The sequence below is a fragment of the [Clostridium] symbiosum ATCC 14940 genome (assembly GCF_000466485.1).
GTDB lineage: Bacteria > Bacillota > Clostridia > Lachnospirales > Lachnospiraceae > Otoolea > Otoolea symbiosa.
This window is the reverse complement of record NZ_KE993050.1, coordinates 1-13,075: the sequence shown is the minus strand read 5'-3', so window position 1 is coordinate 13,075 and position 13,075 is coordinate 1. Positions and strand designations below refer to the sequence as shown.

Below are 13,075 nucleotides of genomic sequence, written 5' to 3'. Positions count from 1 at the left end.
TACACAATTTTCGTTGTATTTAACAGTATTTTGAAAGAAATTAAAAAATAAACAAATTTGCGGCTGTCTGCTTTGGAAAAAAACAGAGTGACATATGGAAGCGTTTTCTGTAAAGAATGAGTCGATTTGCGCCAAACTATTTTGCTTAATGCCAAATGATTTGGCATCTAAACTTGACGGAAGAATCTTTTTTATGGTACTATGTTTCGTAAAAGATACGTGCTGAGATGAGGGAACGGGATGAAAATTTATGATTTTTACTTTGTACTGGACAAAAATCAGGTGATGCTGAGAACGGAATGGGGGAATCCCCGGTCGGAGGATATGTACCGGCTGCTGTTTTCAAACTGGATACTGAGGGGTGAAAAACCTTCGGGTGTATTTCCGATGGCGGACGAGGACCAGGATGGGGAGCTGTTCTGGGATGAAGATCATTTTACTTTTGAAAAGATAAAGGTGTCAAAGGAGAGATATTACCTCTTTTTCAAAAAAAGGAATGATCAGGAGTATCTGTTTGCCAAGACGCTGGATCATATTTCAGACGGGATTCAGATTTATGATAAGAACGCCTGTGCCGTATTCTTTAATAAAGCCAGCCGGGAAATTGCCCATATACCTTCGGATGTCTCCATTGAGGGAAGATATCTGCTGGACATGTATAATCTGGATGAAAATATAAGCACGATTATGACATGCCTCCGGACCCAGTCTCCGGTAATCAACAGGGTGGATCATTATAAGTCCAGTGACGGGATATCGATTGCCACGGCGAACACGGCCTATCCGATCCGGAAAGGAAAGGAGATTTTAGGCTCCGTTGTATTTGAGCAGACCAGCGATATCGTGAAGAGATATAATAAAAAGATGCAGGAGATTGAACAGGCGCTGAAGCTCTATGAGGAGCATTCCCATTATACACGGTTTACAGGATACACCTTTGAACATATAATCGGCCACGGAGTAAAATTAAAAGAGGCGGTCGGCATAGCCAGAAAGGTGGCGTCCCAGAACAGCTCGATTCTTCTGGTGGGGGAGACCGGAACAGGCAAGGAAATTTTCGCGCAGAGTATTCACCGGGCCAGCGGCCGTAAGGATAAAAGGTTCGTCGCCCTCAATTGTGCGGCCATTCCCGATTCCCTGATTGAGAGCCTTCTCTTCGGCACGCAAAAGGGAAGTTTCACTGGCAGCGAGAATAAGCCGGGTTACTTTGAGGAGGCCGAAGGCGGAACGCTCTTTCTGGATGAGCTGAATTCCATGAGCCTGAGTATGCAGTCCAAGATACTCAGAGCGATCCAGGAAAATACATTCCGCAGAGTGGGAGGACAGAAGGACATAAGAATGGATGTACGTATTATTTCCTCCTGCAATGAAGATCCCTTCCGTGCAATTGCTGATAATCAGTTCCGCAAGGATCTGTTTTACCGGTTATCGACGGTGATGATAGAACTGCCGCCTCTCAGGGAGCATAAGGAGGACTTGGAGGAGCTGATCCGTTACAGGCTGGACGCCACGGCCTTTCAATACGTTCACTCGTTTTCCGGAATTTCTCCCGAGGTTATGGAAATCTTCCGGTCCTATTCATGGCCGGGCAATGTCAGGGAACTGTTCCATGTGCTGGATTACGCCCAGAATGTGGCGGACGGAGAGACGCTCCGGCGGGAGCACCTTCCAGGCTATCTGAGAAAATTCGGTGAGGAGAGCCGGGGTGTGCAGACTTTCCAGCCGGCAGGGGAAGACAAAGCTTCGGGGTTTATGCCGGGAGTGGAGCTTCAGAGTATCATGGATGCTTATGAACACAAGGTTCTGCAGAAGGCGCTGGAGCATTATGGATATAATATCACGAAGACGGCGGACGCGCTGGGGTTGAGGCGGCAGAGCCTGCAGTACCGGATTAAGAAGTATGGAATTATAATATAAGGGGCGCCGGACCGGAATAAAAAATAAAAAAATTGCAAAAAAGTGCTTGCCATTGAGCGTGAATTATGATAGAATACTTCTCATTGACAGGTTTGTTAATTGAACCTGAGAGACATATAATATTATGCGCGAGTGGCTCAGTGGTGGAGTATCGCCTTGCCAAGGCGAGGGTCGCGGGTTCGAATCCCGTCTCGCGCTCTTATAAAAGAAAGTATCATGCGGTTTCCTTTCGGAAGCCGTATTTTTTTGTGCAGAAAGTCTACCCATACGTCCTGATTAATCCCAAATAGCATATATCTGAAACAACAGATGAAAATTTTGTAAAAATTTGCGCTTTTCTGAATTTTTGAAATAAATAAATATTTTTGTATATACATCCAATTATTTCCTATATACCCTCTTGATTTATGTTGATACAATATGAATGTCGTAATAATATCGGTATAATTCACCGTCATTATGACTGAAGCGGCGAGCGTTTTTTACATATGGCCGCAGGTGTAAGACGGAGTGGATTATTAACCGAAGAAATGTGGAGGGGATTTATATGAAGAAACGGAAAGCGACGCTTTGTCTTGCTCTGGCCGCTGTGTTTGGCATTTCATCAGTGGCGGGGTGTTCAAAGACTCCGAATAACAGTGGGCAGGATGAAAAGGCTGCCGAAAGCCAGGCAGGCAGCGCTGTAGGGGGAGCAGACGGCTCCGGAGACGGTTCGGGAAGCTCCGGCGAATCAACCGCCATCAAAGAAGCGGGGCCAGATCCTAATGCGTCCGTATTTGCAGGAGAGGAATGGTTTGATCAGAGGGGAACGTTTGAGGTGAACCGGGAAAAGGCTCATACCAGCTTTATTTCCTTTGCATCTGAGGAAGATGCCAGGGTAAGGGAGAAGGAGAAGTCACCTTTTTACCAGTCTTTAAACGGAATTTGGAAGTTCCAACTGGTTGACAGCCCTCATCAGAGGAACACAGAATTTTACAGGACGGACTACGATGTCAGCGGATGGGACAATATCGATGTACCTTCCAACTGGCAGACGGAAGGTTTTGATTATCCGAAATACACAGATACCAGGCTGCCTTGGGAAGGAGTGGAAATTCCGGAACTGGGCGTGTCCCCGACTTTGTATAACCCGGTAGGCTCCTACCGCAGGGACTTTAAAACGCCTGAGAACTGGGACGGCAAGGAGGTTTTTGTCTCCTTCCAGGGAGTGGAATCCGCTTTTTATGTATGGGTGAACGGTGAATATGCAGGCTACAGTGAGGACAGCTACACAGCCGCAGAATTTAACATCAGCCCGTATTTAAATGCAGCCGGTGAAAATAACACGATTGCGGTGCAGGTATACCGCTGGTCTGACGGAAGTTATCTGGAGGATCAGGATTTTATTCGCTTAAGCGGTATTTTCAGAGATGTATTTTTATACAGCAAAGACCGCGGCGCTTCCATTTTTGACTTTAATTACACCACGGATCTGGATGACAGCTACGTGGATGCAGTGATGAATATTGAGGCGGTGCTGCGCCGTTTCGACGAGTCTGCCGGGGGCGGACATACTTTGGAAACTGCGCTGCTTGATAAGGACGGTAAAGAGGTGTTCAGGAAAACGCTTCCTGTCACATTTGATGGAGAGGAGGCAGTGATCTCTGAACAGGTTTCCGTAAGCAATCCTGCAAAATGGTCGGCGGAGGAACCAAATCTTTATCAGATGGTGCTGACTTTAAAGGACAGCGGCGGCTCAATTCTGGAAAGCGCCGGCTGCAACGTGGGATTCCGGGAGGTTTCCATTATCAATAACGGGACTAACCAGGCTCAGGTCGTGATTAACGGTCAGCCAATCATGTTCAAGGGAGTTAACCGCCATGAGACGGAACCGCAGGGGGGAAGGCATATCACGGAGGAAAGCATGATTCAGGATATTCTTCTGATGAAACAGCACAATATTAATTCCGTGAGAAATTCCCATTACCCCAACGAGCCAAGGTGGTATGAGTTGTGCGACGAATATGGCCTTTATATGATTGACGAGGCTAATATTGAGTCCCACGGGCTGAATGATTATATACCCCAGAGCGATCCGGAGTGGATGAAAGCATGCCGGGACAGGATGACCAGCACCATTGAGCGCAGTAAGACTCACCCAAGCATTCTTTTGTGGTCCCTGGGAAATGAATCCTATAACGGTGATACCTGGGCTGATTTGGGACGTCTCTGCAAGGAACTGGATCCGTCACGTCTGGTACATTACGAGGGGGACCGGGATATACCGGAGGTTGACGTCTGGTCCCGTATGTACCGCCGCGTTAACAAGCCGGATGTGATGGACAAGACTGCCAACCCCCTGGTCTGGTGGGGCAATTACGGTACCAAGCCGGCTCTCCAGTGCGAATATGCCCACGCAATGGGCAACGGCATTGGAAACTTGAAAGAATACTGGGATATTTATGAGAAATATCCGATTTTACAGGGCGGTTTTATCTGGGACTGGGTGGATCAGACCGTGGAGATGCCGGTTCCGGCGGAAAAACGCCTTAAGAATGACGCGGGAGATCTGGCAATTACTTTAAAAGGCAGCCTGGAGGATGGCGGAAATGAAGGAAAGGCAATGAAGGGCTATGCTGTCTGCTACAATGACAAAGCGCTGGCCTTTTCCGGAAAGATGCCGTTTACCCTGGAGGCATATGTATATCCTGAGGATACGGTGGCTTCAACACCAATTATCACCAAAGGAAATGATGAGTGGAAGTGTACCGAATCCTACGGCTTACAGAGAAAAGTATTCTTTAATCAGGAGACAGGAGATCCGGTGGAGGATTATCTTGAATTTTATATCTACAACACAGAGTGGAACGAAGACGACGGTGTTTATACCAAGGTATCGGCCTCCATTCCCACACCTGATAACTGGGCCGGACAGTGGCACCGGATTGCGGGAACATTTGACGGAGAGAACCTGAAGCTGTACCTGGATGGAAAAGAGGTTGCCGCGGCGAAGGATTCCCACGGAATCGCCAGGGGAGGCAATGCGGTCGGCATCGGCGCGGATGTAACCTATGACGCACAGAATCCAAACGTTCCGCCGGTCTTTAAAGGATTGATTGACAATGTACGTATCTACAATAAGGCGCTGACGCCGGATGAGATTAAAAAAACTTCCCGCAAACCGGATGAGAACGCACTTGTATGGCTGGATTTTGAAGGGGCGGAGGATGTGACATATCCGCAGCCGACTTATTACAGCTTCGGCGGTGACTGGCAGGATATACCCGCAGGGAACCCTAATAATAAGAACTTCTGTGCTAACGGGCTTGTATCAGCTGACCGTACAGTGCAGCCTGAGTTAGTGGAAGTAAAAAAACTGTATCAGAATATCGGTCTGGAAAACGGCGATGTGATGAACGGTAAAATACTCACAAAGAATAAATACTTATTTACAAACCTTAACCGGTTTAATGGGTCCTGGGAGCTGATAGAGGACGGAAAAGTAATACAATCCGGTATATTTGCGCCGGAGGAACTGAATATCGCTCCTTTGGAGGAAGGGATTCTTACCGCAGCCTTTACAACGCCTGAGTTCAAACCGGGGGCTGAATATTTCCTCAATGTAAGCTTTATCCTGAAGGAAGACACCTCTTGGGCAAAGGCAGGACATGAGGTTGCAAAGGAACAATTTTATCTGCCATTTAACGTACCGAAGGCTGATGCGTCGGAAGCGGAAATGGATCCGCTGACTGTGGAAGAGGCAGATGCTGCGGTCAATGTGGAAGGAAAAGACTTTGACCTGGTATTTAACAAGAAAACGGGCACCATAGATTCCTTCCGGTTTAACGGAATTGATTTGATAAAGAACGGCCCTGTTCCCAACTTCTGGCGCGCTCCTACGGACAGTGACCTGGGCTTTTATTCTCAGTTGGAGATGGCCGACTGGCGCTATGCAGGTGAAGACAGGACAGTGACGGACGTGACAGTGAAAAAAGAAACGGATCGTGTGACATTTACAGTGGGCGCAGAGCTTCCTACACGCACCACCTCCGGATACAATCAGGTATATACGGTATACGGAACAGGCGATGTGGAAATTACCAGCACATTAAAGCCAGGAAGCGCGGACCTGCCAATGATACCTGAAATAGGAAACATGCTGACGATTCCGAAAGATTTTTCCAATATTACCTGGTACGGACGAGGACCGGAAGAAAATTATATTGATCGTCAGACCGGTTACGGAGTTGGAGTCTACCGTAAGAATGTAGACGAATTCTTCATTGATTATATTAAGCCGCAGGAAACAGGGAACCGCACAGATGTCAGATGGGTGAGCCTGACCAATGATCAGGGCGCCGGGCTTCTGGTGAAGGCGGCAAAACCAATAGAATTTAATACTCTTACCTATACGCCGGAACAGCTTACCAATGCCCTTCATTCCTATATGCTGCCGGAAGGCCAGGATATTACACTGCGCATCAACATGCGTCAGATGGGGCTGGGAGGCGACAACTCCTGGGGAGCAAAGCCGCTGACTAAATATCTGAATCCCTCGGATCAGAATTATCAGTACACATATACGTTAAAGCCTGTTAAGACGGACAATGCGGATGAACTCATGAATGATTACCGCACACCGATTAAGTAGAAGCGACAGGCGGTATCTGCACCCGAGGCGTGTACGCTGCTGCGTAAATTTCAGCCGGAAATTTTGTGATATTACTGAAGTTGTAATAAAATAGTCGTAAAATATTAATTAAAAGGTAAATATAGTCAATTGTCTGACAGATGAAAAAATGCTATACTGTTGCTATGCTTATTCGGTAAAAGAAGGGCTGTACGGCAATAGCCGTTTAAAAGTGAGGAAAAAGGAGAAAAACAATGAAAAAGATGATCAAGACAGCAGCAGTCATCATGTCAACCATTATGGTATTTTCCATGACAGCATGCGCAAAGAAAGCAGATCCGAAAGAGGTATTTGACGCAGCAGTTAAGAAAAACTCGGAGCTGACATCCTTGGATATGGATACGACAATGAAAATGACCATGACCCAGGGCGAGGAGACCATGGACATCACGGTTGATATGAACATGAAGATGAGCAACATGAATGAGGACTCCATGCAGTACCTTGCCGACACAAAAACTTCCCTGATGGGCCAGAGCATGGATGCCAGGATTTTCTATAAAGACGGATATTATTACATGGACGGAATGGGCCAGAAGATTAAATATCCGATGGATTTGACCGAATTGATGGAATCTGTTAAACAGAGCACCGAGAGTACAAACCTGCAGTCCGAGCAGATGAAAGAGATTACCATGGCAAAAGAGGGGGACAGCACAATCCTTACTTTTACCGCTGACCCGGAAAAAATGAATGCTTATTTATCGGAAGTTATGGGCAGCATGAGCGGAATGGGCACAATGGACGGTATGGAGATGACCTTCAAAGAGGCCAGCGGAACCTATACTGTAAACAAAGACGGATTCTACACAGACATGACAATGAAGATGAGTGTGGATATGGCAATGGAAGGCGAGTCTATTTCCATGGTCCTGGATTTAACCGGTAAAGTGAATAACCCGGGACAGGATGTGACGGTAGAGCTTCCCGACACAGAAGGATATACCGAAGTGGAGATGCCGGCAGCCCAGTAACTGGCTGAAACGGCTGAAGCAGTCCAGACAATGTAATAAATCCCGTACGGCCTTTTATTCAGGCTGTACGGGATTTTTTGCCCCGGTTAATCGTTAATACCGGCCCTGTATGCGGAAAGTTCCTCCTGATAGGCAGCCGTCTTATGGTAACCGTAACGTTATGATTTTAGCATGCAGGCTGATAATCGGCAACCAGTTTCCCGGTGAGATGTATACAAAAAACAAAGTACTTAAAAAAGAACTTGTGTTATGGCGGAAGGTGAGTGTAAGATTGGGATGGAACATATTTACAAATTTTTAACATTTATTATTTTATTACTTTTAAGGGGAGTTTTATTAGTATGAAAGAACTGAAACCACAATTGTTTCTATCCATGAAGGAGTATTCCGGAAAACAGCTGGCGGGGGATTTGACAGCGGGTGTTATCGTTGCCATCATTGCCCTTCCGCTGTCGATTGCTCTGGCGCTAGCCTCCGGTGTGACACCGGAACAGGGGCTCTATACGGCTATTATCGCCGGTTTCATTATTTCCTTTTTCGGCGGCAGCAAAGTACAGATCGCAGGCCCGACAGCCGCATTTGCCTCAATCGTGGCGGGTATTGTGGCCCGGAACGGAATGGACGGGCTGATTATTGCTACCGTACTGGCCGGAATTATCCTGGTTGCCATGGGACTTCTGCATCTTGGAAGCATGATTAAGTTTATTCCTTTTACAATTACCACCGGCTTTACGGCCGGGATTGCCGTGACTATCGTGATTGGGCAGATTAAAGATTTTATGGGGCTGACCTTTGAAAAGGCGCCTGTGGAAACGATGGAGAAACTGGAGCAGGTAATTACCTGTTTCGGGACGCTGAACGTCCAGGCGCTGGCAGTGGGGCTGATATCGCTCGCGATTCTTATCATATGGCCCAGATTCTTTAAGAAGATACCGCCGTCCCTGATTGCCGTTCTTGTGTCGGCCGTGCTGGTAAAGGCGGCAGGGCTGAATGTCAATACGATAGGGGATTTATATACGATTTCTTCCTCCCTCCCGGCTTTTCACCTGCCGGAGGTATCCTATGAACTGGTAAAAACCGTTTTGCCGGATGCATTTACCATCGCAATTCTGGCGGCGATTGAATCATTACTCTCCTGCGTGGTAGCCGACGGTATGATCGGCAGCAGGCATAATTCCAATATGGAGCTGGTTGCGCAGGGGCTGGGCAATGTGGGTTCTGCGCTGTTTGGCGGTATTCCGGCGACAGGGGCAATTGCCAGAACCGCGGCCAATATCAGGAATGGAGGAACCTCCCCTGTAGCCGGAATGGTCCATGCCGTCGTCCTTCTTCTGACGCTGCTGCTTTTGATGCCTTATGCGGCCTTGATTCCAATGCCGGCCATTGCGGCAATCCTGTTCATGGTGGCTTATAACATGAGCGGATGGCGCACGTTCGCAGAGATTATGAAGACATCACCGAAAAGTGATGTGACCGTACTGGTACTGACCTTTTCGTTAACCGTTATCTTTGATCTGGTTGTGGCTATCGCAGTGGGGCTGATTCTGGCTTCCCTGCTCTTCCTGAGCCGGATGGCTGATGTGGCGGATGTGCAGGAATGGGATTATCTGGACGATTATGAAGAGGGCAAGGACAACAGGAACCTGAAGCCGGTTCCCAGCCATACAACGGTATTTGAAATTACCGGACCAATGTTTTTCGCTGCCGCCGACAAGATTCTGGAAGTGCCTTTTCATGAAGAAAAGAAGGTGATGATCCTGAGAATGAGAAGTGTTCCGGCTATGGATATCACTGCGCTGAACAGCCTGAGAAAACTAAACAGTGTCTGCAGGGAGAAGGGAATCCGGCTGATGCTTTCACATGTCAATGAACAACCGATGAGGGTTATGAGGAAGGCCGGCTTCTGTCATGAGGCAGGGGAAGAAAATTTCTTTGGCTGTATTGACGAAGCGCTGGCAGAAGCGGAAAAGACGGCCGTATAAGGGTACGGCCGATAAATGAATACATGATAACACGGCAGAAAGCCAAAGTCAGCAGCATGAGTGATGACTTTGGCTTTTTTGGCGTCTCTGTAAAACTATTCCAATTGTACTTTTTTTAACGGGACAGATAAGCATAATATTGATGACGAATAAGGGTAAAACCTTTAATTATCAAGGCCTGACAGAGACAGCCGGAGCTGATTCGGTTATCTGAGGGATAAAGAAACGGATATAAGAATGAAATATTGTCAGAAATCTAACAAAATACTGTGCATTTGCTAAGAATACAGGGCGTGATGGAGGGCGTTTTCATCCTGATAAGATTATAATAAAAAGTTTTCAAATATCTTGACAAGGATTTTACAAAATGATAATATTTTTCTAAAGAGAATAACATATCTTGTAATGTTATATAATGAGCTGGCGCGGTGAAACAGCCATTTTTTATGCATCTACATATTATATAATGATACATAATAACATGCTAAATATTATACGCATTAAGCGCATATGCAAACAGGGCTGCTGAATCTGGCGGAAGAGACAGAGAGTAAAGAGAAGAGAGTGTGAGCGGATGGGAGAAGTTTTACTGAAAGTAGAGAATCTTAAGATGGTATTCCAGAATAAGAAGTCCTCATTTGCTGCGGTGGAGGGACTCAGTTTCACTGTTGAACAGGGAAAAACCCTCGGAATCGTAGGCGAGAGCGGGAGCGGAAAGACGATGGCGTCTCTCTCCGTACTGCGGCTGCTTCCGAATCAGGGAAGGGTGGCGGAAGGTGAGATTACGTTTAAGGGAAAAAATCTTCTGAAGCTGAGTGAAAAGGAGATGCAGGAATTAAGAGGCAACGAAATGTCGATGATTTTCCAGGATCCCGTCATGTCCCTGGATCAGATTTATACGGTCGGGGATCAGATTATTGAGGCGATTCTGACTCATGAGAAAATGCCGAAGGCCGATGCCAAAAAGAGGGCGTTATCCCTGCTTGGCGATGTGGGAATTCCCCATCCGGAACGCGTGTACCGCTCCTATCCCTTTGAGCTGTCGGGCGGTATGTGCCAGAGGGTCATGATAGCCATTGCGCTGAGCTGCAATCCGAAGCTGCTGTTTGCGGACGAGCCCACGACGGCCCTGGATGTGACGGTGCAGGCCCAGATTATGGAGCTGCTCAAGAAGATTCAGAAAGAATATAACATGGGGATTGTCCTGATTACGCATGATTTGGGAGTTGTGGCGGATGTGGCTGACGATATCGTGGTTATGTATGCGGGAAAATCGATGGAGATTGCACCAAAGGATACGATTTTTAATTCACCGTGCCATCCTTATACCCACGGGCTGATCCGATCCATCCCACAGCTCGATACAAAGGCGGAACGGCTCTACAGCATTCAGGGAACGGTTCCCGACATCAGGAATTTTCCTCCGGGCTGCCGTTTCTGTACGCGGTGTCCCTTTGTTCTTCCCGTATGCAAAGAGAAGGAGCCGCCGTTTGTAAAGCTAAATGAGAAACATTTCGTCAGATGCCACAGGGCGGAGGAAATTGCGAAGGGAGGCCTGATTGATGAGTGAAGTAATTCTGAAAGTGGATCATCTTAAAAAGTACTTCCCTGTCAAGGCAAAGATGTTTTCCGGTAGCAAAGGTACGGTCCATGCGGTGGATGACGTAAGCTTTGAGATAAGAAAAGGTGAGACATTCGGCCTGGTAGGGGAATCCGGCTGCGGCAAAAGCACCCTGTCCAGGACAATTTTAAACCTGGTGCCTGCCGATGGGGGAACCATAATATTCAATGGAGAAGATATCACGAACCTGAAGGGAAAGAAAATGGAAAAAATCCGCCGTAAGATGAGGATGATTTTCCAGAAGCCGTATGGCTCTCTGAACCCGAGGGAAAAGGTGAAGGATATAATCGGGGCGCCTCTTAAAATCCATCATACGGTGCCGGAAAGCGGGCTGGAGGATGAGGTACTCAGGCTGATGGATATGGTAGGCTTGAACCGGGAGTGGCTAAACCGCTACCCCCACGAGTTTTCGGGAGGCCAGAGGCAGAGAATCGGAATTGCCAGGGCGCTGGCAGGAAACCCGGAGTTAATAATCTGCGATGAGCCGGTGTCGGCTCTGGATGTATCAATCCAGTCACAGGTTCTCAACCTTCTGAAGGATCTTCAGAAAGATTTTGAACTGACGTATCTGTTTATTTCACATAATTTATCCGTTGTGAAATTCATGGCGGACAGAATAGCGGTAATGTATCTCGGTGTGATCGTGGAGCTGGCCGACAGCGGGGAAATCTATGAAAATGCGTCCCATCCTTATACAAAAGCGCTTTTGTCTGCGATTCCGGAAGCAAAGACGACGCAGAAGAAAGAACGGATTATATTAAACGGCGATATACCAAGTCCGGCAGACCCTCCGGCCGGCTGCCGGTTCTGCACACGGTGTCCTTTTGCACAGGATCGCTGCCGGACGGAGAGGCCGGAGCTTGCACAAATAAGGCCGGGTCATTTTGCCGCCTGCTTCCTGGCCGGGAAAGGGGGCAGCTGATATGGTGAAATTTATAGCAAAAAGACTTGCAATCTCAGTGGTATTACTCTTCATTGTGACAACTTTGGTATTCGCATTTGTACATATGATGCCCGGCGATCCGGTCCTTACGATGCTGGGCGTCGACAGCAACCCTGACCCGGTCACGGTGGAAAAGATCCGCACGGAGCTGGGACTGGATCAGCCGATTCTGGTACAGTATGGCAATTATCTGAAAGGAATTGTAAAGCTGGATCTGGGGAAATCCTATTCCGAGAAGATTCCGGTGGTACAGGCGATTGCATCACGTTTCCCGAGGACGCTGGAGCTGGCCTTCGTGTCCCTGGTGCTTGCCTGTCTGGCGGGGATTCCCCTGGGGATTATCGCTGCGGTTAGAAGAGGGAAACTTTCCGATTTGATGCTGACAACAGTGGCATCGGTGGGAACCTCGGTGCCGGTTTATGTTCTGGGGTATCTGCTCGTGGTGGTTTTTGCGCTCAATATATTCAATCTTCCCATTGCAAAGCTGCCGGCCAGCGGGTTCACCGCATTTTCCAAGGATCCGGCCATGCATATACAGAAGATTATCCTTCCTGCCGTCACACTGGCCCTTGGTGTGGCAGCATCCATCATGCGGACGACGCGCTCCTCAATGCTGGACGCGATGGCGGCGGAATCCATCCGGCCGCTGCGTGCAAAAGGGCTGTCGGGCGGCAAAGTCATCAGAAAGCATGTAATCCGCAATGCGATGATTCCCGTTATCACGATTATCGGCCTGCAGCTTGGAAACCTGATTGGAGGAACCGTACTCTGCGAGACGGTATTTAACTGGCCGGGAGTTGCCTCCCTTCTCGTAAAGGCCATCAATCACCGTGACTATCCGCTGATACAGGGATGTGTGCTGCTGATCTCGGTTGTTTACATTTTTACCAACATGATGGTCGACATAATATATGGAATTCTGGACCCAAGAGTGAGATAGCATTCTGGTGATATGTCAAGAACTTTTTG

The 13,075-nt window shown here is 47.8% G+C and carries 7 protein-coding genes and 1 tRNA gene; all 8 read left to right on the top strand.

The window, feature by feature from the left end; all coding sequences use genetic code 11:
- The first annotated feature begins 240 nt into the window (after window positions 1-240).
- Window positions 241-1,917: a sigma-54 interaction domain-containing protein gene (locus CLOSYM_RS21530; RefSeq protein WP_021643825.1), complete on the top strand. Its 1,677-nt coding sequence runs from the start codon at window positions 241-243 to the stop codon at window positions 1,915-1,917.
- A 126-nt stretch (window positions 1,918-2,043) separates the two neighbouring features.
- Window positions 2,044-2,115: transfer RNA gene (locus tag CLOSYM_RS21525), tRNA-Gly, on the top strand.
- 349 nt (window positions 2,116-2,464) lie between these two features.
- Window positions 2,465-6,547, top strand: a complete 4,083-nt coding sequence (locus CLOSYM_RS21520) for a glycoside hydrolase family 2 TIM barrel-domain containing protein (protein WP_021643824.1) — start codon at window positions 2,465-2,467, stop codon at window positions 6,545-6,547.
- Window positions 6,548-6,780: 233 nt separating this feature from the next.
- The gene (locus CLOSYM_RS21515) at window positions 6,781-7,560 is read left to right on the top strand and encodes a DUF6612 family protein (RefSeq protein WP_003498346.1); all 780 of its coding nucleotides are present in this window, start codon (window positions 6,781-6,783) and stop codon (window positions 7,558-7,560) included.
- Window positions 7,561-7,901: 341 nt separating this feature from the next.
- Window positions 7,902-9,542, top strand: a complete 1,641-nt coding sequence (locus CLOSYM_RS21510) for a SulP family inorganic anion transporter (RefSeq protein ID WP_021643822.1) — start codon at window positions 7,902-7,904, stop codon at window positions 9,540-9,542.
- 574 nt (window positions 9,543-10,116) lie between these two features.
- Window positions 10,117-11,112 (top strand): ABC transporter ATP-binding protein, encoded by a 996-nt coding sequence (locus tag CLOSYM_RS21505; protein WP_003498342.1) that lies wholly within the window; start codon window positions 10,117-10,119, stop codon window positions 11,110-11,112.
- Window positions 11,105-12,085, top strand: coding sequence for an ABC transporter ATP-binding protein (locus CLOSYM_RS21500; protein ID WP_021643820.1), 981 nt, complete (start codon window positions 11,105-11,107; stop codon window positions 12,083-12,085). Before CLOSYM_RS21505 ends, CLOSYM_RS21500 begins: the two co-directional genes overlap by 8 nt.
- Window position 12,086: 1 nt before the next feature.
- Window positions 12,087-13,046: an ABC transporter permease gene (locus CLOSYM_RS21495; RefSeq protein ID WP_003498339.1), complete on the top strand. Its 960-nt coding sequence runs from the start codon at window positions 12,087-12,089 to the stop codon at window positions 13,044-13,046.
- The last annotated feature ends 29 nt before the right edge of the window (window positions 13,047-13,075 follow it).